The organism is Rhizomicrobium sp., from assembly GCA_037200045.1.
Taxonomy (GTDB): domain Bacteria; phylum Pseudomonadota; class Alphaproteobacteria; order Micropepsales; family Micropepsaceae; genus Rhizomicrobium.
The window spans coordinates 531,768-553,594 of sequence record JBBCHM010000002.1 but is presented as its reverse complement, the minus strand read 5'-3'; the positions used below and the strand labels follow the sequence as shown (position 1 = coordinate 553,594).

The window sequence follows — 21,827 nt, the reverse complement described above, 5'->3', positions numbered from 1 at the left end:
TTGAAACTAAGCTGCCTTCTTCCGCTCGATAAAGACTTTCTCGCTGTCCTGTTCGATGTCTGGCTTGCGCCAGAATTTTTCGTACTCCCGGTCAACGGCACTAGTCAGCTTAGCTTCGAGCGCGTCGAGCTTTGGCGCAATAAGACGCTGCAAAAACCAAATGGTTTCGTCACAGTCCTTTGGGCCTAGAATGCGCAAGCCGCTAGCATGACGCTTTCCAAGATACTCCAGAGCCCTACCGGGAGGGGCGTTGTCCCATGCATCTCTAAATTCGCTATGGAAATACGCGAATGGGTCCATCAGCAAATCGCGCAACAGCGGGGACAGCATCTCCCGTTCTGCAGCCGACAGCGACTTGCGCGCCTTTAAGGCCAGCCCTCGGGATTTCTGGTTGCTAGCCTCAGCAAACACGCCAAGGGGGATAATAGGCGCCCCCTCGCGCGTCACATCCGTGACGTAGACGATTTGGGCGACTCGGAATTCGGGGTCGATCATCAGCACCTCCTCCTAGCAGAGTCCGCGAACGGCTGCACGCCGTTCGAGTAAATTCGCACAAATTGAGTCCCGGACGGCCTTCTCCAGGCAATTTCCGGGAATACGGTTAACAACCCCCTCAATTTCCTCATCTTTCATGGCTTCAATGCGACATGCAATCTCCTTCATTATAGCGGGGTCCGGCTCACCGAGAGGCGGATAGCAGGGAGGAAGCGTGCAGGTTGTGTGCAGGTTCCTTTCCCAAGCGTGATCAAGCGAAAATGCATAATCAATCCAAGCTGCTACTGGTTCCCCCGTGGGCAATACGGCAACCAGCACGTTCCCACCATTTTGGCGGTCGCCAGCAGCTATCCAAGCCTCGAATGGCACCATCGCGCTCATTGCAGGAACCAACGCTGCCCCAGCCACGCCCCCCAGCATCCCTCTAATCTGTCCCCATTGCAGCGGTTTCTCAAATGCCCATGCCGACACCGCGGCATAGAGATCTCCTGTGGTATTCCAGAGCGTAACTGGGGGAACTGGAAGACCGAGAAGATAGGCTAAGTCCGCAACAATCTTTTCTCTCGCTGCGATTAAGTTTCCGGATTGTGGTGTTCCTGGTTTTTTTACCCCAATAAGCCCATTCCTCGCCTTGACCAGGATAGGCCCGGTACTAGTAGGCCAGTTATGGGCAGTCTCCTGCCACGCATCACCGGATACGGCTGTCGTGCACCACGCCTCTTCAATGGCAACGGTGGCAGGCGCAAACCGACGGAAATTGAATGGCAGGTGGCCTCTCCCCCCGAAGAGTACAGCAATTCACAATCGTGGCTGGATTCGCCAGTAGTTTGCAATCTGCCTTTTCCTTGTTGGTGCAGGCAAAAGCCGGATCGATCCACACCCAAAGCATCTTGAGCGGAATCTGAACAATGCCGCGCCCATCGGCGTGGCGACATGGTTTGCTACTGCGCGGTCGGGATAGGACCAGGACGCCGGCCCTTGCGGGCATAATGGTTTCACAGTTTGACGTCGCGCACTCTATTGACTTCTGATCTTTCATATGTAAGTTATTTCTTACACATGAAAGAGGTATCCCCAATTGCCGATCACAGGCGACCAGTTGCTGACCGTGCTCGCGGCGCTCGCCAATCCGCACCGGTTGCGGATCGTCGCGGCGCTGAAGGCGGACGGGCGCAACTATGTCAGCCAGCTCGCCCGCGAGGTCGGCATCAGCCGGCCGCTGCTCCACCTGCATCTCCAGAAGCTGGAAGAGGCCGGGCTCGTCACCGGCAAGCTCGAACTCTCCGCCGACGGCAAGGCGCTCAACTATTTCGAGGTCGCCGATTTCGCCGTCGAACTCACGCCGGCCGCCATCGTCGCGGCGGCCAAGACCCTCACCGCATCGTCCACCAAATCCGAGTCGTGAAAGGACTTGCCATGTCTCCAACCATCTATCTCCTCACGCTGGGCGTGCTCTTCGGAACGATCCTGGCCGTGTTCGGCATGAAATACCTCGCCTCCGCGCGCGTCGCGCAGTCGCGCATCCTGGCGGAGGACACCTATCGCGCGCTTGCCGAAAAGGCCGTCGTCGCGCAGGCCGGGGGCGTGAGCGCGCTCTTGGCCGTCCAGGCCGATCTGGCCGAGATCAAGACGCGCCTCACGGCGGTCGAGAAGATCCTGAAGGAGGTCGGCTGATGTCCATGATCGCGTCGGCGCCGTTCGCGGCGTCCGGGAGAAAATCGTCCGAGGTCTCGCTGCTTCGCCTTTACGTGCTGCGCGCGACCTATCTGCTGATCGTCGTGGGGCTCGGCTCGGAGATCTGGCCGCAGATCTTCGACCATCCCCTGTCGATGCACCGGGCCACGTCGAGCCTGCTGGCCGGCGTGTCGGCGATGGCCGTGCTGGGCCTTCGATATCCGCTGCGCATGCTGCCCTTGCTGCTGTTCGAACTGTTCTGGAAATCGACCTGGCTGATCGCCATCGCGCTGCCGCTGTGGCGCGCCGGCCAGATCGACGCGGACACGGCGGAGTCGGTGAAGGCCTGCCTGATGGGCGTGGTCGTATTTCCGATCGTCATTCCCTGATCCTATGTGGTCGCGAACTACGTCAAGGCCGCGGGCGACCGCTGGCGGTGAGCGTCGAACGGAGCTGTCGGGATTTGAGAGATTTGGTGCGTGGACCGACTCGGTTCAAGGGCGGCGCGGAAATAAATCCGTAGACGGAGTTATCCGGCGGATGACTCACGCGGAGCCGCGGAGAACGCGGAGTTCTTGGCGATGCTGCGTGGATAAGTTCTTTGGGTGCGGCGCGGCGAACGATATTTCGTTTCGCGAAATATTTTCACCGCCGGCTCGCGCCATGGCGCAGACCGTCGACCAGCAGGGCGACCATGCGGCGGGCGTGGCCGGGCTTGTCGCCCGGGGCCTGCATGCACAGGCCCGCGACCGCGCTCAAAAGTTCGTCCGGCGCGATATCGGCGCGCACCTCGCCCGAAGCGGCCGCGGCGTCGAGCAGGGATCGCAGCGCCGGCAGGAGCCGTCCACTGAAATAGGCCGGCAAGCAGTCGAAGGCGGAGTCTCCGGAATGCAGGGCCGTCGCGAGGCCGCGCTTGGTCGCGACGAAGGCCGCGTAGCGCTGCAGCCAGCGCGCCAGCGCCTCGCCCGGCGGATGCGCCGCCGCCAAAGCCGGCGCGGCATCGGCGCAGGCATCGACCTCGTGGCGGAACACGGCGGCGACGAGATCGGCGCGCTGCGGGAAATGGCGATAGACGGTGGCGACGCCGACGCCCGCCTTGGCGGCGATCTCCCGCACCGGCGCGTCCACGCCCGACGTCGCGAACACCGCGAGCGCCGCTTCCAGCAAGGCGACCGTGTTGCGTTGCACGTCGGCGCGCACCGGCCGGGACTTCGGCGCCGCGCGCGCGGGGCCGCGCCCGGCCGCCTTTCCGCTCATGCGCAAATCTTCCCTTGCAAAACGGAACACTGTTCCGTATTAATGCGGAATGCCGTTCCGTTTCTAGCCGTCGTCGCGCGCCGCCGCAACGGTTCATCGCCTTGGGAGCAAAGCCATGCAGTACCGCACGCTGGGACGAACCGGCATCAAGGTCACCCCCTATTGCCTGGGGGCGATGATGTTCGGCGCCATGGGCAATCCCGACCATGACGATTGCATCCGCATCGTCCACAAGGCGCTGGATTTCGGCATCAACTTCATCGACACCGCCGACCGGTACGGTGCCGGCGAGTCCGAAGAGATCGTCGGCAAGGCGCTCAAGGGGCGGCGCGACAGGATCGTGCTCGCGACCAAGGTGTACGGGCCGATGGGCGACGACCCCAACCAGCAGGGCGGGTCGCGGCGCTGGATCGTGCAGGCGGTGGAGGGCTCGCTGCGGCGCCTGCAGACCGACCACATCGATCTCTACCAGATCCACCGGCCGTCGCCGGACACCGATATCGAAGAGACGCTGTCCGTGCTCACCGATCTGATGCGCGCCGGAAAAGTCCGCGCGATCGGCTCTTCGACCTTTCCGGTCTCCGAGATCGTCGAAGCGCAATGGGTTTCCGAGCGGCGCGGCCTGGCCCGCTTCCGCACCGAACAGCCGCCCTATTCGATCCTGGACCGCGGCATCGAGCGCGAAGTGCTCCCCGCCTGCGAGCGCTACGGCATGGGGGTGATGGTCTGGAGCCCGCTGTCGAAGGGATTGCTCACCGGACGCTATCGCAAGGGACAGCCGATGCCCGACAGCCTGCGCGCGAGATACTTCGCCAAACAGATGTCCGACGTACGCAATCTGGACGCGGTCGAGCAGCTCATCCCGCTGGCGCGGGACGCCGGGCTGTCGCTCACGCATATGGCGATGGCCTTCGCGATGGCGCATCGCGGCGTGACGTCGGCCATTCTCGGGCCGCGCACGATGCAGCATCTCGACGACCTGCTGGCCGGCGCCGGGGTCCGTCTCAACGACGACATGCTGGACCGGATCGACAGGATCGTCCCGCCCGGAACCGATGTCGGGCCGAACGGGGCGGCCTATGTTCCGCCGGCGATCCTGAAAGCCGAGCTGCGCCGGCGGCCCGTTGCCGAACGCGCGGCCGCCTAGAGTCGATATTTATCTCGGGAGATGATCATGCAGGACAAACAAGTCGCCCTGGTCACCGGGGCCAATCAGGGAATCGGCCTTCAGATCGCGAGGGATCTCGCCGGCCACCGCTTCACCGTGCTGGTCGGCTCGCGCGATCCGGCGCGCGGCGAGGCGGCGGCCAGGACGATCGCCGGCGACGCCCGCGCCATCCAGCTCGACGTGACGGATCGGACGTCGATCGACGACGCGGCGAAACGCATCCGCTGGGAATTCGGCCGCCTCGACGTGCTGATCCAGAACGCGGCGATCTCGCATACCGGAGGCATGTCGGGCCGGACCGTCGAGGAATACGCGCTGGCGAGCCGCCCGAGCAACGTGTCGCTCGATGAGATGCGCGCGGTGTGGGAGACCAATGTGTTCGGCGTGCTATCCGTCTACCAGGCGATGCTGCCGCTGCTGCGCGAGACGCCGGGCGCCCGTATCGTCAATGTGTCGAGCGGCGTCGGCTCGCTGACGCAGAACGCCGATCCGGCTTTCCCCTGGCGTGCGATTTTCGGTCCGGTCTATCCGGCGTCCAAGACGGCGCTCAACGCGCTGACGGTCGCCATGGCGATCGAGCTGGAGCCGGAGGGGATCAGGGTCAACGCCGTCACCCCGGGCTTCACCAAGACCAACCTCAACGGCTATGCCGGCACCGAGACGGTCGAAGAGGGCGCCCGCGAGGCGGTGCGCGTGGCGCTGCTCGGCCACGAGGCCCCGACGGGCACGTTCACACGCTGGGAAAACCAGACGGTTCCGTGGTGATGGGGTCCGGCGCCGTCAGCCCGCTTTCGGTCCCACGAACGCCACGCGCAGAAGGTTGGTCGAGCCCGGCGTGCCGAGCGGCACGCCGGCGGTGATCACCACGCGGTCGCCGGCGCGGGCGAAGCCTTCCTGCTGGGCGATGCGCGCGGCGCGGTCGGTCACGTCGTCGAGGTCGTGCGCGTCTTCCGTCAGCACGCAGTGCAGGCCCCAGCCCAGCGTCAGCCGCCGCGCGGTCTCGATCTGCGGCGTCAGCACGACGATCGGCGCCTCGGGCCGCTCGCGCGAGGCGCGCAGGCCGGTCGAGCCGGACTTGGTCCAGCACACCACGGCGCGGGCATGGATCGTGTGCGTCACCTGCCGCACGGCGGCCATGATGGCGTCGCCGGTGTTTTCCTCCGGCTCGTTGCGCTGCGCCTCCAGGATGGAGACGTAGAGCGGATCGTTTTCCACCGATTGGGCGATGCGGTCCATCATCTGCACCGCTTCGACGGGATGGGTGCCCGACGCGGTCTCGCCCGAGAGCATCACGGCGTCGGCGCCTTCGAACACCGCGGTCGCCACGTCGCTGACCTCGGCGCGGGTCGGCACCGCCGCGGCGATCATCGATTCCAGCATCTGGGTCGCGACCACGACGGGCTTTCCCGCCTTGCGCGCGGCGCGCACGATCTGCTTCTGGCGGCCGGGCACCGCCTCGGGCGGCAGTTCGACGCCGAGATCGCCGCGCGCCACCATCAGCGCGTCGGCGATGTCGAGGATGTCGGCGAGGCCTTCCAGCGCCTTGGGCTTCTCGATCTTGGCCAGCACCGCGGCGCGTCCCGCCACCACCTTCTTGATCTCGGCCACGTCGTCGGCGCGCTGCACGAAGGACAGCGCGATCCAGTCGACGCCGAGATTGAGCGCGGCGTCGAGGTCGGTGCGATCCTTCGGCGTCATCGCCGAGACCGGCAGCAGCGTGTCGGGAAGGTTGACGCCCTTGCGGTCCTTGATCTCGCCGCCCACCACCACCATCGCGTCGGCGTAATAGTCCTTCACCGTCAGCAGGCGCAGGCGCACGCGGCCGTCGTCGATCAAAAGCGTGTGGCGCATCTTCATCGCGGCGAAGACTTCGGGATGCGGGATCGGGATGTCGTTGGGGTTGTCGGCCTCGACCTTGCGCACGAAGCGGACCTGCTCGCCGTCCTTCAGGATGCGCGAGCCGCCGGGCAGGATGCCGAGGCGGATCTTGGGGCCCTGCAGATCGACCAGGATGCCGATCGGCCGCTCGGCCTCCACCTCCTGGGCGCGGATCATGCGGTGCAGGTCGGCCAGCATGGCGTGCGAGGTGTGGCTCATATTGATGCGGAAGACGTCGACGCCGGCGTCGAACAAGGCGCGGATCTTCCCCGGGCTCGACGAGGCGGGGCCCAGGGTTGCGACGATCTTGGTCTTGCGGCGGCGTCTCATGCGTCAATCCGAAAGGGTTTGGGTGAAGTCGTAGTGGTTGCCGGTGTCGATCTCGAAGAAGCCGCGCCGGTCATAGCCGCGCTCGGTGCAGCCGCCGCGGCCGACGATGACGAATTTCGCGGCCGTGCCGACGCAGAAGCTCTTGCCGCCGTCCCACACCCCGACCGCCCCGTCGGAGGCGTACATATAATAATAGCGCGCCAGCAGCTTGCCCGGCACCAGTTCGGTGCATTTGCGCGGTTCCACGCGCCACCAGCCCTCGCTGGCCCAGCGCGTGCCGTTGAACCGGCCGATCGCGACCGTCACGACACGGGCGCCCTTGTTGCAGACGCCGAGCCCTGCCTCGGCGGGACCGGCGGCGGCGAGGAGGAAGGCGAGGACGAGAGTGAATCGCATGAAGGTCGCCTTGCAGCCGGCCCGGTGTCGCGCAGGAAGGCCCGCGCTGTCAACGCACTTGCCCCGGGCGGAGGACCGCACAATGATCGGCTTGCATGACCGATCCTCCCTTCGAGCTGCACCGGCCGGCGGGCGCGGGCGCCGGGCTGCTGTTCCTGTGCGACCATGCCGCGAACGCGCTGCCGCCCGCCTATGGGACGCTGGGGCTGGACCCGGCTTTGTTCGCCACCCATATCGCCTCCGATATCGGCGCGGCCGAGGTGACGCGGGCGCTGGCCGCCGCGTTCGGGGCGCCGGCCGTGCTGGCGCGCTGGTCGCGGCTGCTGGTCGACCTGAACCGCGGCGAGGACGATCCGACGCTCGTCATGAAACTGTCGGACGGCAGCCTCATCCCCGGCAATGCGCGGATCGACGAGGCCGAGACCGCGCGGCGGATCGCTGCGTTCCACGCGCCCTATCACGCGGCGATCGCGGGCGAGATCGACGCGATGGGCATGCCGGTGCTGGTTTCGGTGCACAGCTTCACGCCGGTGTGGAAGGGCCAGCCGCGGCCCTGGGAGATCGGCGTCCTGTGGGACCGCGACGGCAGGCTGGCACGGCCGCTGATCGCGGAATGCACGCGCGCCGGTTTCGTCGTCGGCGACAACGAACCCTATGACGGCGAACTGGAGAACGACTGCCTCTATCGCCACGGCACGATGCGCGGCCTGCCGCATGTGCTGATCGAGATCCGCCAGGACCTGGTCGCGACGCCCGAGGCGGCGCGCGATTTCGCGGCGCGGCTGACGCCGATCCTGGAACGCGCGCTGGCCGCGATGGGGCCGGCCGCGCTATGCTTCACTAGGCCCCTGGCCGCGAAAGGCGCTGCGATGGACGAGAAGACCCGCACGGAACTCGAAGCCGCCGCGTTCCGCCGGCTGGTCGCGCATCTGCGCGGCCGCACCGACGTGCAGAACATCGACCTGATGAATCTCGCCGGCTTCTGCCGCAACTGCCTGGGCGACTGGTACCGCGAAGCCGCCGCCGAGAAGGGCATCGCGATCGAGAAGGACGCGGCGCGCGAGATCGTCTACGGCATGGCGCCCGCCGAGTGGAAGAAGCGCTATCAGACCGAGGCGTCGCCGGCACAACAGGCGGCGTTCGCCCAGGCCTCGAAGAAGACTCACAGCTAAAGCGTGCCGCGCGGTTGCGCGGCTTATCCCCAGACCCTAATTGTCATGGCCCGCGAATGCGGGCCATCCAGTTGAAGCGCCTTCGCTGTCGAATGCGTGCCGCGATCACCTGGGTGGCCCGCATTCGCGGGCCATGACAATAGCGCGGCGGAGGTAGCAGAGTGGCCAAGTCAGGCTTCGCGAAGGAACATCTTCGCTCGTTCATCGAGCGCATCGAGCGGCTCGAGGAAGAGAAGAAGGCGCTCGCCGACGACATCCGCGAGGTCTATTCCGAGGCCAAGGGCACCGGCTTCGACACCAAGGTGATGCGCCAGGTGATCCGCCTGCGCAAGATGGAAAGCGCCGAGCGCCAGGAACTGGAGGCCCTGCTGGAGATGTACAAGAGAGCTCTGAACATGGCTGAATAAGGCCAAGGCCTTTGCCTCAATCCCCACCTATCGAGTTCAGGGCGCCTATTCCGTTGAGATGATCTTCGATAAGCGTCGCGGCCTCGTGTAGCTTCTTGGAGCGTCGGTCCAATATGAGCAGGTAGCTATCGATCTGCTCGAGAGTCGGATGAAATCCGTTCGAAGCTCCCCGCAACATTAAGATCCGATCCGCGACATGGAACGTCCTGTAGATCGCTTGCACAACTGTACCGGCAATTTCCGCAGGTAAGTGTGCCGCCATTTTTGCACGCGGCAGGAGTTCAGCGAAGAATTTCGCCGACATGACTTCCCGGAACTGCTCAATAGGCATTTCGAGTCGCGATGCATCGTCGGCAACGAGATGCTCGCGCGTCTTGGCGAGCAAATTCGCGATGAATTCGACTTCATTGGCGGCATGCTCAAGCCAGAAGCACAAATCTATCGCTTCGGCAGTGGCGTCCTGCTTTCGCAGTATATCGTCACGTCGCCTTGTCAGTTCGTCCTGATAGTAGGCGCCCAGGACCACAGCGACCGCCGCCACGATCGCGGCGGTGAAGGCGCCATAGAATTCTGGTGCCTTGTCGCTCCCCCACAGTGCAATCGGAATTGCGGCCGCTACGCATAGCGCCGCCAGTGTCGAACCAATGAACAAATATCGCAGAACGGTCGATGGCACCTGTTCCCCCGACGTCGCGTATTCTCACGCAAGACGAGAGAGTTTGGCTTCGTGCTACCTAGGAGGTCAACCCACGACTTGCTGCTGCGCCGCCTCGTGCGGTGCTTCGGCGGCGGCCTGCGGCGCATCCGGATCCAGCCCCAGCTCCTTCAGCTTGCGATACAGCGTCGAGCGGCCGATGCCGAGGCGGCGCGCGACTTCGGACATGTGGCCGTCATAGCGGCTGATCGCCATGCGGATGACTTCGGACTCGATCTCCTCCAACTTGCGCATGTGGCCGGCGGCATCGGTGCCGCTGAGCGCGTAGGGCGAGACATGCGCCGGCGCCGGCGCGGGCGCCGCATAGCTCGGCGTCGGCGCGTGCGCCGACGACATCGCGGCCGAGGCCGGCGGCCGCGCGGCGCGGGCGTCGACGCCCAGCGCGGCGGCGATCTGCGGGAAATCCGCGACGTCGAGCAGCGTGCCGTCGCACAACACCACGGCGCGGAAAATCGTGTTCTCGAGCTGGCGCACATTGCCCGGCCAGTTGAACGCCTCCAGCAGCGTCGCCGCTTCCGGCGTCAGGCCGGCGACCGGCTTGTTTTCCTCCGCCGCGAAGCGGGCGATGAAGTGGCGGGCCAGCGCCGGGATGTCGTCGCGGCGGTCGCGCAGGCTCGGCACGAAGATCGGAAACACGTTGAGCCGGTAGAACAAATCCTCGCGGAACTGGCCGTCGCGGGCCAGCGCCGCGAGATCGCGGTTGGTCGCCGAGATGATGCGGACATCGACCTTCACCGGGCGCTTGGAGCCGACCGGATCGACCTCGCCTTCCTGCAGCGCGCGCAACAGCTTGACCTGCATGTCGAGGCGCAGTTCTCCGATTTCGTCCAAGAACAGCGTGCCGCCATCGGCCTCCTGGAACTTGCCCAGATGCTTGTCGGACGCGCCGGTGAACGAGCCTTTCTCGTGCCCGAACAGGATCGACTCGATCAGGTTCTCCGGAATGGCGCCGCAGTTCACGGTGATGAACGGCTTGCCGGCGCGCTCCGACGAGCCCTGGATCGCGCGCGCGATCAGCTCCTTGCCGGCGCCGCTTTCGCCTTCGATCAGGATCGGGATGTTGGACTGCGCCGCGCGGGTGCCGAGCCGGAAGACCTGGCGCATCTCGGGCGAGGTGGCGATGAGGTCGTCGAAGGTCAGGCGGTTCTCGGTCTTCTTCTTGAGCTGCTTCACCTCGCCGGTCAGCGTGCCGATCTTGAGCTGGTTGCGGATCGAGATCGCGATGCGCTCGGGCGAGGCGGGCTTGACGAGGAAATCGTTGGCGCCGGCGCGCATCGCCTCGACCGCCGAATCGATGCCGCCCTTGGCGGTCAGCACGATGACGGGAAGCTCGGGATGGGCCGGACGCAGCTTGGCGAGGACTTCGAGCCCGCCCATGTCGGGCATCACGAGATCGAGCAGCACCAGATTGATCTGCTCGCCCCTGGGGCCGCCGATCAGGTCGAGCGCCGGCCCGCCGCCGGGCGCGGTGACGACATGCATGCCCGAGCGCGTGATCGCGGCTTCCAGCAGGCGGCGCTGGACGGGATCGTCGTCGACAACAAGAATGGTCTGCGCCATGAAAGGAGTGCCTCGAAACGGAACAGCCGCCATTGTGGCGGAGAGGGGTAAACGGCACGTTTAGGCGCGCCGAATGAGGCTTTCCCCGGATTGCGCCCGTAACGTGGTGAAGGAACGGTAAAGATCGCGATGACCCTGGACGCGGCGGCGGTAAAGCGGTGGATTGCGGGCTTGGCGCTGCTCGGCCTCGCGCTCGCGCCGGCGCGCGCCGAGACGGTCGCCGCCGATGTGCGCTTCGCGCTGATCGACAACCGCGTCTTCGTGCCGGCGATGCTGAATGGGCGCGGACCCTATGCGCTGCTGCTCGACACGAGCACCGACACCGGCGGCGTGTCGCTCGCGGTGATGGAGGAGATTGGCGCCAGGGCCGATGGGCGCGTGGCCGGCGCCGGCCGGGCTGTCGTCTTCAGGACGCATGTCGCGTCGCTGCGCATCGGGCGGGCCGAACTGCGCAACCTGCCGGCGCTCGCGCAATCCTTCGCGGCGCCGAACGATGTCGACGGCTTTCAGCGGTTCGACGGCATCGTCGGGCAGGCGGTGTTGCGCCGCTATGTCGTCGACATCGATTTCGCGCGGCGGCGCCTGAGGCTGATCGAGCCGAAGGATTATCGCGGCCCCGCTGGCGCCATCGCGATCCCCTTCGCCGCCGGCGCCGCGCCGGCGGTGCGCGCCACCGTCGCCGGCGTGCGCGGCCGGTTCGTCGTCGATACCGGCGAGCCCTTCTCGCTGACGCTGTTCGGTCCGTTCTGGCGGGCGCATCAGCTCGACGACAAGCTCGGCCCCGGCGTCGAGGCGCTGACCGGCTATGGGGCCGGCGGACCCGTCAAGGGCATCGTGGTGCGCGTGCCGCAATTCGGTTTCGGCAAGGCGAGCGCGAAAGCCCTCGTGGCGCGGCTGTCGCTGCAGACATCGGGCGGTTTCACCGATCCCAAGATCGCGGGCGGCATCGGCACCGGCCTGCTCCGGCATTTCCGCACGATCATCGACTATCCGCACGGCCGCCTGCTTCTGGTGCCGCTGAAATCCGAGCCCGACCGTTTCGACCGCGCCGGGCTGTGGCTCGGCCGGCACGGCGCGCAGTTCGCGGCGCTCGACGTCATCGCCGGCGGGCCGGCCGACATCGCGGGGCTGCGAACCGGCGATATCGTCACCGAGATCGACCGCAGCAAGGTCGAGACGCTCGATCTGTTCGCGATCCGTGAGAAGCTGCGCGATCCCGGCTATAACGAGCCGGTGCTGATCGACTATCTGCGCGGCGGCCGCGCCGGGCAGGCGACGCTGCGCCTGCGCGATCTGCTGCCGGGAGGGTGAGATCATCGGCGAGGCGGTCGACTATTGGAAATTCTTCGCGGAGGACGCGAAGCGCACCGGCAGCGCGCTCTATGCGCGGCTGGCCGCCGGCATCGGCGCGGACGACGCGCTGAAGGCGCTGGCGGCGCGCGCCAGGCCGGGGCAGCCGCACGCGAACCTGATCCTGGGCGCGGTGCATTTCCTGATCCTGCGCGGGGCGACGCATCCGTTGACGCGGTTCTATCCGACGGCGGGCGGCGCGGTCTCGGCCGAGGCCGAGGATCCGATGCCGGACTTCCGCGACTTCGTGCGGACGCATCTGGGCGAAATCGAGACGCTGATCGCGACGCGGGTGACGAACACCAACGAGGTCGGGCGCAGCGCGCTGTTGCATCCCGGCTTTCGCGCCATCGCGGCGCGGACCGATGCGCCGCTGTCGCCGATCGAGATCGGCCCGAGCGCGGGGCTCAACCTCATCTGGGACCGCTATGGCGTGCGCTACACGCGGGATGGCCAAGTCGTGGCGGCGGTGAATGCGGACGCGCCGCTGGTGATCGATTGCGCGTTGCGCGGCGAGCGCGTGCCGCCGGCCGGACCCGCGCCGCGCGTCGCCGGCCGGGTCGGGCTGGAGCTCCATCCCGTCGATCTCGCGAAGCCGGAGGACCGCGACTGGCTGCGCGCCCTGATCTGGCCGGACCAGGTGTCGCGATTGGCGCGGCTGGATCGCGCCATCGATCTGTTCCGCGCCGAGACGCCGCCGATCCTCGCCGGCGATGCGCTGGCGCTGCTGCCGGACGCGCTCGCCCGCGTGCCGCGCGAGGCGACGCCGGTCGTCTATCACACCATCGCGGTCTATCAGTTCAGCCGGGAGATGCGCGAGGTGCTGGAGAGCATGCTGGTGATCGCCGGCCTGCGCCGGCCGGTGTGGCGGCTGTCGTTCGAATTCGACGGCATGCTCTATCTCCTGTCGGCGATCCGCTATGCCGACGGCGTGCGCGAGGAGACCCGACTGGCAAGTTGCCACCCGCACGGGACGTGGATCGAATGGCTCGGGTGACGCGGCGCGCCTTCGCGCGCCAGGGACTCACGCGGAGCCGCGGAGCACGCGGAGGTCTTCGCGAACCTCCACGTGCTCCGCGGCTCCGCGTGAGACAAAATGCGCTTCGCGCAGGCACCCATGACGGGATTGTCGATTCCATGCCAGATTGTCCGATATGAGCGACGACCTCTTCGAATCCGAGACCACCCAGATCCCGGCCGGCTTCGCGCCGATGAACTGGTCGCGCGGCTTCGGCCGCCAGGTCGGGCCGTTCTACGAGAAAGCCACGCCGGACGGCGGCTTCGTCCGCGCCTTCCAGGTCGGCGAGCACCACGTCAACGGCATGGGCAATTGCCATGGCGGCATGCTGATGGCCTTCGCCGACATGGTGTGGGGCCATTCCATCTCCAACAGCCGCTCGCATTACTGGGTGACGGCGCGGATGACGACCGATTTCGTCGCCGCCGCGAAACTCGGCGAGTGGGTCGAGGGGACGAGCGAATTGGTCGGCGACGAGGACGGCTTCTATACCGTCAAGGGCCGCATCTGGAGCGGACCGCGCACCATCATGACCGGCACCGGCGTGTTCAAGGTGATGGGCCCGCGCGCGGAGCCCCAATCTTCAGGGCATAAGCCATGAGCGATACGCCCAGCCTGCCGCCCTTGCCCGGCCTGACGGCCGAGGCCGAACAGCGGATGTTCTCCGTTTCGGCGACGCAGGGGCCGCTCGCCGGCTTCGACGGCGCGCCGCCGCCGGCGCCCAAATGGTTCGCGGAGGCGGTGGCGGTGACGCCGGAAAGCCGCTTCATCGAAGTGGCCGGCGCCCGGATCCACTATTCGCGCTGGGGCGATGCCCACCGGCCCGGCCTTTTGCTGGTGCACGGCAACGCGGCGCATGCCCATTGGTGGGACTTCATCGCCCCCTTCCTCGCCCGCGACTACAACGTCGCCGCCATGGACCTTTCCGGCATGGGCGACAGCGACTGGCGCCCGGGCGGCTATGCCATGGAGGTGTTCGCGCGCGAGCAGATCGCGGTCTGCGAGGACGCCGGCATGTTCAAGCTGGACGAGCCGCCGGTGATCGTCGCGCACAGTTTCGGCGGCTTCGTCACCATGCTGACCGGCGGGCTCTATGGCGAGCGGCTGGCCGGCGTGGTGATCGTCGATTCGCCGGTCAATCCGCCGGACCGGCCCGGCGGGCCGCCCGACCGCCCGGCGCGGCCGCACAATATCTATCCCACGCTGGCGACAGCGATGGCGCGGTTCCGCCTGATGCCGCCGCAAATCTGCGAGAACCTCTACCTCGTCGACCATGTGGCGCGGCACTCGCTGAAGGAGGTGCCGGCGCCGGGCGGCGGCACCGGCTTCACCTGGAAATTCGACCCGGCGATCTGGCAGCGCTTCTCCATCGGCGACATGGCCGAGCGGCTGAAGGCGACGCGCTGCCGCATCGCGGTGTTCCGCGGCGAGCATTCCGTGCTGCTGCCGCCCTCGATCGGGGAATACATGTTCAACCTGCTCGGCCGCCAGGCGCCGGTGGTCGAGATCCCCCAGGCGCAGCACCACATCATGCTCGACCAGCCGCTGGCGCTGGTGGCGGCGCTCCGGGCCCTTCTGGCCGACTGGGAGCACTCCACCGCGACGCGCAAGACCGTTTGACGACGGCGCCGAACCGTCCGCGACGGCCGGGGACGATTCGGCGAGCGAACCGTCCAAAAATCGTCGAAGGCGACCGCACCGCGCGGGTTGCCCCTCAAGGCGCAATTGCTATAGTCCCGCCGGTTCGAAAGCTTTGATTGGCGCGCAACGAACGTTGCGCTGATGGGGTACCGCATGGCCGCGCACGGCGATTCTCACGGCGATTACACACCCGGTTCGATGGACATCACCTCCCAGGTCAAGACCTGGGCCGGCTTCACGGTGTTCGTGAAATGGTCGGTCATCGGCGTCGTGGCCATCATGGTGTTCCTGGCCCTGTTCCGGACCCACGGCTGACGCCGGCAACACGATGAAACTCGCCGTCCTCAAGGAACGTCGCGACGGCGAGACGCGCGTCGCGGCCTCGCCCGACACGGTCAAGAAGTTCAAGGGCCTCGGCCTGGACGTGGCGGTGGAGGCGGGCGCCGGCGCCGCGGCGCGGGTGTCGGACGCCGATTTCCAGGCGGCGGGCGCGAGCATCGCGGCGGACGCGGCGGCGGTGCTTGCGGGCGCCGATATCGTCCTGTCCGTGCGGGCGCCCGATGCAAGCGAGATCGCCCTGATCAAGAAGGGCGCGGTGCTGGCCGCGCTTCTTGCTCCGTATACGGATAAGGACACGCCGGCAAAGCTGGCGGCGCAGGGCGTCGACGCCTTCGCGATGGAATTGCTGCCGCGCATTTCCCGCGCGCAGTCGATGGATGTGCTGTCGTCCCAGGCCAATCTGGCCGGCTACAAGGCGGTGATCGACGCGGCGGCGACCTTCGGCCGGGCGATGCCGATGATGATGACGGCGGCGGGCACCATCGCGCCGGCGCGGGTGCTGGTGATGGGCGTCGGCGTCGCGGGCCTGCAGGCCATCGCGACGGCGCGCCGGCTCGGCGCCATCGTGTCGGCGACCGATGTGCGGCCGGCGACCCAGGAACAGGTGCAGTCGCTGGGTGCGACCTTCGTCGCCGTGATAGACGAGGAATTCAAGAACGCGCAGACGGCCACCGGCTACGCCAAGCCGATGTCGCCCGAATACCAGGTCAAGCAGGCCGCGCTGATCGCCGAGACCATCAAGAAGCAGGACATCGTGATCACCACCGCGCTGATCCCGGGCCGCAAGGCGCCGGTGCTGGTGACCGAGGACATGATCAAGACGATGAAGCCCGGCTCGGTGATCGTCGACCTGGCGGCGGAGCAGGGCGGCAACACGCCCCTGACCAAGGCCAACGAAGTCTATGAGATCCATGGCGTCACGATCATGGGCTACACCAATCTGCCGGGGCGGCTGGCGGTGGATGCGTCGTCGCTTTACGCGCGCAACCTGTTCAACTTCGTCTCGCTGATCGTGGACAAGAAGACCGGCGCGCTGGCGCTGAACTGGGACGACGAGATCGTCAAGGGCGCCGGCCTGACGCGCGGCGGCGCGGTCGTGCATCCGAGCTTGAAGGGCTAGCCATGGAACTGGTCGATCCCATCGTCTTTAGGCTGACGATCTTCGTGCTGGCGATCTTCGTCGGCTATTTCGTGGTGTGGGGCGTGACGCCGGCGCTGCACACGCCGCTGATGGCGGTGACCAACGCGATCTCCTCGGTGATCGTGGTCGGCGCACTGATCGCGGTCGCGGTGCCGGTGCTCAATTCCGGCTCATGGATATCGAAAGGCCTCGGGTTCGGCGCCCTGATCCTGGCCAGCGTCAATATCTTCGGCGGCTTCCTCGTCACCGCGCGCATGCTCGCGATGTACAAGAAGAAAGAGAAATGAAGCTGAGCAGGACACAGTCCGAGTTGCTGGTGCAGATCGCCTTGGCGGCGCTGCTGACTCTGCTCTTCGCGGTCATCTTCTTCGTGAAGCCCGGCTCCAGCCCGGTCGTGATATACGGGCTCGAGATCGACGATTGGCTGACGATGGCGATGTCGGGGCTGGTCTTCGCGTTCAGCGCCGTCACGCTCGATCGCGTTCTGGCACGTCCGCCCGGGACATTTTCGAATGTCTGGATTGGCATCTTTTTCGCTCTACAGGATCTGACCAGGACGCATGACCGCGTCCTGACGACGATGAATCTGGCCGCGCTCGCGCTCTATGCGCTGGCGGGCGCCGTCATTCTGACGCGCCACATCATGGCGAGGATGGTCCGATGAAAGCCGATCTTGCCGCCATCGCCTATCTGATCGCGGGCGTGCTGTTCATCCTGGCGCTGAAGGGACTGTCTTCGCCCGCCTCGAGCCGCGCGGGCAACCGCAACGGCATGATCGGCATGGCGATCGCCGTCGCCACCACGCTGTGGGTCAGCGAGGTCGTGGACGGGCTGACCTGGGGCCTGATCGTCGCCGGCGTCGCGATCGGCGGCGGCATCGGGGCGGTGATCGCGCGGCGCATCGCGATGACGGCGATGCCGCAGCTCGTCGCGGCGTTCCATTCCCTCGTCGGCCTCGCCGCGGTTCTGGTGGCCGCGGCCGCGTTCTATTCGCCCGAGACCTTCGGCATCGGCGGCGAAGGCGCGATCCGCACCCAGAGCCTGATCGAGATGAGCCTCGGCGTCGCCATCGGCGCCATCACCTTCGCCGGGTCGCTGATCGCCTTCGCCAAGCTGAACGGCAACATGTCGGGCGCCTCGATCCTTTTGCCCGGGCGGCACCTGATCAACATCCTGATCGCGCTCGGCATCGTGGCGCTGATCGTCGTGCTGGTGATGCAGCAGCCGGTCTGGGCGTTCTGGGCGATCGCGGTCCTGAGCTTCGTGTTCGGCATCACGCTCATCATCCCGATCGGCGGCGCCGACATGCCGGTCGTGGTCTCGATGCTCAATTCCTATTCCGGCTGGGCGGCGGCGGCGATGGGCTTCACGCTGGAGAACACCGCGCTGATCATCACCGGCGCCCTCGTCGGCTCGTCGGGCGCGATCCTGTCCTACATCATGTGCAAGGGGATGAACCGCAGCTTCATCTCGGTGATCCTGGGCGGCTTCGGCGGCGAAGCCGCCGGCGCCGCCGGGCATGTCGAGACCCGGCCGGTGAAACAGGGCTCGGCCGACGACGCCGCCTTCATCATGAAGAACGCCGGCAGCGTGATCATCGTGCCGGGCTACGGCATGGCGGTGGCGCAGGCGCAGCACGCGGTGCGCGAGATGGCCGACATCCTGAAGAAGGAAGGCGTCAAGGTCTCCTACGCCATCCATCCGGTGGCGGGGCGCATGCCGGGGCACATGAACGTGCTGCTGGCGGAAGCCAATGTTCCTTACGACGAGGTGTTCGAGCTCGAGGACATCAACAGCCAGTTCGCCAACACCGACGTGGCCTATGTCATCGGCGCCAACGACGTGACCAATCCGGCGGCCAAGACCGATCCCAAATCGCCGATCTACGGCATGCCGATCCTGGACGTGGAAAAGGCCAAGACGGTGTTGTTCGTCAAGCGCGGTATGGGTTCGGGCTATGCCGGGGTGGAGAACGAGCTGTTCTTCCGCGACAACACGATGATGCTGTTCGGCGACGCCAAGAAGATGACCGAAGAGATCGTCAAGGCGCTGGGGTGATCCGGCGGGGGGACGTTCTGGAACGGCGCGCATTCGGCTTGCATTGAATCATCCAAACCCGTCATCGCCCGCTTCATGCGGGCGATCCATTTTTGTCCCCAGGAAAAAATGGATTGCCCGGACAAGCCGGGCAATGACGACATTTGGCCCCTACGCCGCGTTGCGGAACTGCCGCGGCGTCGTGCCGACGATGCGGCGGAAGTGCTTCGTCAGGTGGCTCTGGTCGCCGAAGCCGACAGTCGGCGCGATCTCGGCGATCGGCAGCTTGCTCGTCGCCAGCAGGTCCTTGGCCAGCTCGATGCGCCGGCGCAGGATGTATTGATGCGAGGCCATGCCCATCGAGGCGTGGAACGCCCGGCAGAAATGCGCGTAGCTGACGCCGGCGATGCCCGCCAGATCGGACAGCGTGATCTCGTTCACCAGATTCGCCTCGATATAGTCCTTGACCAGGCGCAGGCGCTTGGGCGTCAGCCCGCCGCGCGCGACGGCGGCCGGCGGCGCGCCGGCCTGGGCCCGCGCGGTCCTGACCGCGATCTCGCAGCACAGGCTCTCGACATAGAGCCGCCCCATCAGGCCCGGATGGTCGAGCTCGGCCTGCAATTCGTGCAGGCGGCCGGCGATCGCGCCGTCGCCGAGGTCGTGGCGATAGCAGAGCGCGACGCGGCCGCGCGGCTTCTCGTCGTCGATCATCTCGTCGAGCATCGCGGTTTCGATCAGCACGACGACATGGCGGAAATTCTCCGGGAAGTCCGACCAGCCTTCGATCGCGTGATGGGCGGGCAGCAGCATCACCTGGCCCAGCGAGCCGCCGGTCGTCTGCTGGGCGCCGCCGTCGCGCCGCACCGACATCCGCGTGTTGGCGCCCGCCGCGTGCAAGGCGATGGCGTGCCGGTTCAGCCGCTGGCGGAAATCGGTGCGCTCGCCATGCCCGCGCCGATCGAACACCAGCGCCTCGCCGCCGGTCCAATCGACGGATTGCTTCTTGAGCAGCTCGCCGCCGAACGAATAAGCCTCGCCGGGAAGGGCCATTGCCTCGCACATCGTCGCTCTCCTCCAATTGCTCGCGCCGCGGGCGTTCGCGGCTCGATCGTGCCGTGCCGGGTTCGCTATGGGCGATCCCGACGGGCCAAAATTATTGGAAAGAGCCTGGGCTGTCGCTCATGCTTAGGTATACGAATGCGAGACATTCGCACGCCGTGGCGATCCCGGATTCAGCCGAGCACGGCCAGGACCGCAAGCGCGCCGACCGGCACCAGCAGGGCCCAGGGCCCGGCCTGCGCGGTCATCGCGCCGGACAGCGCCGCGCCCAGGAAGAAGCCGCCCCATATGCCGGCCAGCCACAGCGCCCGCCGCAGATGGGTGTCCCACGCGCCCTCGCTGTCGGGCAGCGGCGCGCGCCTTGCCGCCAGGGCGAGATGCGTGCCCAGCCGGTTCAGCGTGCCGGTGACGAAGGTGAGGTTGACGGCCTGCCTGCCGACGCTCGGCAACGCGGTGTTCATCGCGCCCATCGCGATGCTGAGCAGCGCGACCGACAGGATCGTGATGGAATGGCCGGTGACGGCGAGGCCGAAGATGAACGCCAGCGCCAGCGCGATCGCGCCCAGCGTCGCGCGCCGCGTCAAGGGGTACAGATTGCCGGCGAAGGAGCCGAACAGAAATCCCACGATGCCGGTGCCCAGCAGCGGCACGACGGCGAATTGGCCGAGGCCGGTGTGATAGCCGACCTGCGTCGTGTTTCCGCTCATGAAGGAAAGATAGGTGCCGTAGCGCACGATGCCGTAGGCGTCCATGTAGCCGGCGACCGCGGCCAGCGCCATCGCCGTCAGCTCCTGGCGGCGGGCCGCCCGTTGTGCCTGAAGGTCCATGCCGTGTTCCTGGCAGAAGCGGACGGCGCCGCCTTGTGCGTCCTTGCGAGGACCATCGCGTTTTTTGCACGAATGTCTGTCGAACCCGACGCGCGATGCGGCCGGCTGGTCCGGGATCTGTCTTTCGCGACCGTGCCTTCAGCCCAGCAATTCGCGAACCGTGCCGACCACCGTATCGAACTGCGTGTCCGTCAGCCCGGCATACATCGGCAGTGAAACCGCGCGTTCGTAATAGCGTTCGGCGGCGGGGAACTGGCCGCGTTCGAAGCCCAGGCGCTGGAAGTCCGGCTGCCAAGGGATCGGAATGTAGTGCACGTTGACGCCGATGCCCCGGGCGCGCATCGCGTCGAAGAATTCGCGCCGCGAAAGCTTGGCACCCTCGGCAAGCTGCACGACATAGAGATGCCACGCCGAACCGCGCCCCGGCGCGACTTTCGGCAGGATCAGTGGAAGGCCGGCGAGCGCTCCGTCATAGGCCCGCGCGATGGCGTTGCGCCGCGCGATCCACGCGTCCAGATGCGAAAGCTGCGACAGGCCGAGCGCCGCCTGCATCTCGGTCATGCGATAATTGAAGCCGAGCGCGTGCTGCTCGTAATACCAGGCGCCTTCGTCGGAGCGCGTCAGCCGCGCCGGATCGCGCGTGATACCGTGGCTGCGCAAGTCCGCCATCCTTTGCGCCAGCGCGTCGTCATTGGTCATCGCCATGCCGCCTTCGCCGGTGGTGATGATCTTGACCGGATGGAAGCTGAAGACCGCGATGTCGGCATATTCGCAGCCGCCGATGCGTCCGTTGCGATAGGTCCCGCCCACCGCGTGCGCGGCGTCCTCGATCACCTTGGCGCCGTATTCGTGCGCGATGGCGCGGATCTCCGCCATGTCGCAGCTCTGGCCGGCGAAGTGCACCGGGATGATGACCTTGGGCAGGCGGCCGGTCTTTTTCGCCGCCGCGAATTTCTCCGCGAGGAGCTTCACGCTCATGTTGAAGCTGACCGGATCGATGTCGACGAAATCGACCTCGGCGCCGCAATAGCGCGCGCAATTGGCCGAGGCAACGAAGGAATTGGGGCTGGTCCACACCAGATCGCCCGGCCCGACGCCGAGCGCCAGGCAGGCGATGTGCAGCGCGCAGGTCGCGTTCTGCACCGCGACGCCGTGGCGCGCGCCGACCGCCTTGGCCAGCGCCTGCTCAAAGGCCGGAACGGCGGAGCCCTGGGTCAGGAAATCGGATTTGAGGACGCGCACGACCGCCGCGATATCGGCCTCGTCGATCGACTGGCGTCCGTAGGGAATGTGCATGCGTGGCGCTCTTTGCGGCGCCGGATGTTCTCAAGCGGGAATTAAGGAGTCGTAAAGCATAAGAAAC

At 66.6% G+C, this 21,827-nt stretch carries 25 protein-coding genes; 16 read left to right on the top strand and 9 right to left on the bottom strand.

Annotation, left to right across the window (positions count from 1 at the left end; translation table 11 throughout):
• Positions 1-6: 6 nt before the first annotated feature.
• Positions 7-495: a hypothetical protein gene (locus tag WDM86_17800; GenBank protein ID MEI9991877.1), complete on the bottom strand. Its 489-nt coding sequence runs from the start codon at positions 493-495 to the stop codon at positions 7-9.
• 1,078 nt (positions 496-1,573) lie between these two features.
• On the opposite strand from WDM86_17800, the gene WDM86_17795 reads away from it, so the two are divergent.
• From WDM86_17795 to WDM86_17785, 3 genes are read left to right on the top strand one after another with little or no spacing between them, the layout of a single operon-like run.
• Positions 1,574-1,900, top strand: coding sequence for a helix-turn-helix domain-containing protein (locus WDM86_17795; protein ID MEI9991876.1), 327 nt, complete (start codon positions 1,574-1,576; stop codon positions 1,898-1,900).
• 11 nt (positions 1,901-1,911) lie between these two features.
• Complete coding sequence (locus WDM86_17790) at positions 1,912-2,169, top strand: hypothetical protein (protein ID MEI9991875.1); 258 nt, start codon at positions 1,912-1,914, stop codon at positions 2,167-2,169.
• Positions 2,169-2,558: a hypothetical protein gene (locus WDM86_17785; GenBank protein ID MEI9991874.1), complete on the top strand. Its 390-nt coding sequence runs from the start codon at positions 2,169-2,171 to the stop codon at positions 2,556-2,558. The genes WDM86_17790 and WDM86_17785 overlap by 1 nt, the downstream gene beginning before the upstream one ends.
• Before the next feature lie 256 nt (positions 2,559-2,814).
• Here the strand turns inward: WDM86_17785 and WDM86_17780 are convergent, their stop codons facing one another.
• The gene (locus WDM86_17780; protein MEI9991873.1) at positions 2,815-3,426 is read right to left on the bottom strand and encodes a helix-turn-helix domain-containing protein; all 612 of its coding nucleotides are present in this window, start codon (positions 3,424-3,426) and stop codon (positions 2,815-2,817) included.
• A 115-nt stretch (positions 3,427-3,541) separates the two neighbouring features.
• Between WDM86_17780 and WDM86_17775 the strand changes: the two genes are divergently transcribed.
• Both WDM86_17775 and WDM86_17770 read left to right on the top strand, forming a co-directional pair.
• Positions 3,542-4,573, top strand: a complete 1,032-nt coding sequence (locus tag WDM86_17775) for an aldo/keto reductase (protein MEI9991872.1) — start codon at positions 3,542-3,544, stop codon at positions 4,571-4,573.
• A 27-nt stretch (positions 4,574-4,600) separates the two neighbouring features.
• Positions 4,601-5,359 carry an SDR family NAD(P)-dependent oxidoreductase gene (locus tag WDM86_17770; protein MEI9991871.1) on the top strand — a complete coding sequence of 253 codons (759 nt, stop codon included), beginning with the start codon at positions 4,601-4,603 and terminating at the stop codon, positions 5,357-5,359.
• Positions 5,360-5,374: 15 nt separating this feature from the next.
• Here the strand turns inward: WDM86_17770 and pyk are convergent, their stop codons facing one another.
• Together pyk and WDM86_17760 are read right to left on the bottom strand one after the other, a co-directional pair.
• Positions 5,375-6,802 carry a pyruvate kinase gene (gene pyk, locus WDM86_17765; protein MEI9991870.1) on the bottom strand — a complete coding sequence of 476 codons (1,428 nt, stop codon included), beginning with the start codon at positions 6,800-6,802 and terminating at the stop codon, positions 5,375-5,377.
• Positions 6,803-6,805: 3 nt separating this feature from the next.
• Positions 6,806-7,198 (bottom strand): DUF1036 domain-containing protein, encoded by a 393-nt coding sequence (locus tag WDM86_17760; GenBank protein ID MEI9991869.1) that lies wholly within the window; start codon positions 7,196-7,198, stop codon positions 6,806-6,808.
• A gap of 95 nt (positions 7,199-7,293) precedes the next feature.
• Here WDM86_17760 and WDM86_17755 point away from each other — a divergent pair, with 95 nt between their 5' ends.
• Positions 7,294-8,370, top strand: a complete 1,077-nt coding sequence (locus WDM86_17755) for a DUF1244 domain-containing protein (GenBank protein ID MEI9991868.1) — start codon at positions 7,294-7,296, stop codon at positions 8,368-8,370.
• Positions 8,371-8,531: 161 nt separating this feature from the next.
• Positions 8,532-8,777 carry a DUF2312 domain-containing protein gene (locus tag WDM86_17750; protein ID MEI9991867.1) on the top strand — a complete coding sequence of 82 codons (246 nt, stop codon included), beginning with the start codon at positions 8,532-8,534 and terminating at the stop codon, positions 8,775-8,777.
• Positions 8,778-8,793: 16 nt separating this feature from the next.
• Here WDM86_17750 and WDM86_17745 read toward each other — a convergent pair whose 3' ends face one another.
• On the bottom strand, positions 8,794-9,453 hold the full coding sequence (locus WDM86_17745; GenBank protein ID MEI9991866.1) for a hypothetical protein: 660 nt from the start codon (positions 9,451-9,453) through the stop codon (positions 8,794-8,796).
• Positions 9,454-9,519: 66 nt separating this feature from the next.
• Positions 9,520-11,052 (bottom strand): sigma-54 dependent transcriptional regulator, encoded by a 1,533-nt coding sequence (locus tag WDM86_17740; protein ID MEI9991865.1) that lies wholly within the window; start codon positions 11,050-11,052, stop codon positions 9,520-9,522.
• A 129-nt stretch (positions 11,053-11,181) separates the two neighbouring features.
• Here WDM86_17740 and WDM86_17735 point away from each other — a divergent pair, with 129 nt between their 5' ends.
• From WDM86_17735 to WDM86_17695, 9 genes are all read left to right on the top strand, one after another.
• Positions 11,182-12,363 carry an aspartyl protease family protein gene (locus tag WDM86_17735; protein MEI9991864.1) on the top strand — a complete coding sequence of 394 codons (1,182 nt, stop codon included), beginning with the start codon at positions 11,182-11,184 and terminating at the stop codon, positions 12,361-12,363.
• Positions 12,299-13,399 carry a DUF2332 domain-containing protein gene (locus WDM86_17730; protein ID MEI9991863.1) on the top strand — a complete coding sequence of 367 codons (1,101 nt, stop codon included), beginning with the start codon at positions 12,299-12,301 and terminating at the stop codon, positions 13,397-13,399. Before WDM86_17735 ends, WDM86_17730 begins: the two co-directional genes overlap by 65 nt.
• Positions 13,400-13,556: 157 nt before the next feature.
• The gene (locus WDM86_17725; GenBank protein ID MEI9991862.1) at positions 13,557-14,021 is read left to right on the top strand and encodes a PaaI family thioesterase; all 465 of its coding nucleotides are present in this window, start codon (positions 13,557-13,559) and stop codon (positions 14,019-14,021) included.
• Complete coding sequence (locus WDM86_17720) at positions 14,018-15,040, top strand: alpha/beta hydrolase (GenBank protein MEI9991861.1); 1,023 nt, start codon at positions 14,018-14,020, stop codon at positions 15,038-15,040. Before WDM86_17725 ends, WDM86_17720 begins: the two co-directional genes overlap by 4 nt.
• A 174-nt stretch (positions 15,041-15,214) precedes the next feature.
• On the top strand, positions 15,215-15,376 hold the full coding sequence (locus WDM86_17715; GenBank protein MEI9991860.1) for an aa3-type cytochrome c oxidase subunit IV: 162 nt from the start codon (positions 15,215-15,217) through the stop codon (positions 15,374-15,376).
• A gap of 13 nt (positions 15,377-15,389) precedes the next feature.
• Positions 15,390-16,520 (top strand): Re/Si-specific NAD(P)(+) transhydrogenase subunit alpha, encoded by a 1,131-nt coding sequence (locus WDM86_17710; protein ID MEI9991859.1) that lies wholly within the window; start codon positions 15,390-15,392, stop codon positions 16,518-16,520.
• A gap of 20 nt (positions 16,521-16,540) precedes the next feature.
• Entirely contained in the window at positions 16,541-16,828 is a 288-nt protein-coding gene (locus WDM86_17705) for a proton-translocating transhydrogenase family protein (protein ID MEI9991858.1), read from the top strand.
• Positions 16,825-17,205: a hypothetical protein gene (locus WDM86_17700; protein ID MEI9991857.1), complete on the top strand. Its 381-nt coding sequence runs from the start codon at positions 16,825-16,827 to the stop codon at positions 17,203-17,205. The genes WDM86_17705 and WDM86_17700 overlap by 4 nt, the downstream gene beginning before the upstream one ends.
• On the top strand, positions 17,202-18,599 hold the full coding sequence (locus WDM86_17695) for an NAD(P)(+) transhydrogenase (Re/Si-specific) subunit beta (GenBank protein ID MEI9991856.1): 1,398 nt from the start codon (positions 17,202-17,204) through the stop codon (positions 18,597-18,599). The genes WDM86_17700 and WDM86_17695 overlap by 4 nt, the downstream gene beginning before the upstream one ends.
• A gap of 150 nt (positions 18,600-18,749) precedes the next feature.
• On the opposite strand, the gene WDM86_17690 is transcribed toward WDM86_17695, so the two are convergent.
• The 3 genes from WDM86_17690 to pseC form a co-directional block, all read right to left on the bottom strand.
• The gene (locus WDM86_17690; protein ID MEI9991855.1) at positions 18,750-19,640 is read right to left on the bottom strand and encodes an AraC family transcriptional regulator; all 891 of its coding nucleotides are present in this window, start codon (positions 19,638-19,640) and stop codon (positions 18,750-18,752) included.
• A gap of 170 nt (positions 19,641-19,810) precedes the next feature.
• Positions 19,811-20,464 carry a YoaK family protein gene (locus tag WDM86_17685; protein ID MEI9991854.1) on the bottom strand — a complete coding sequence of 218 codons (654 nt, stop codon included), beginning with the start codon at positions 20,462-20,464 and terminating at the stop codon, positions 19,811-19,813.
• A gap of 138 nt (positions 20,465-20,602) precedes the next feature.
• Complete coding sequence (pseC, locus tag WDM86_17680) at positions 20,603-21,760, bottom strand: UDP-4-amino-4,6-dideoxy-N-acetyl-beta-L-altrosamine transaminase (protein MEI9991853.1); 1,158 nt, start codon at positions 21,758-21,760, stop codon at positions 20,603-20,605.
• Positions 21,761-21,827 lie beyond the last annotated feature (67 nt).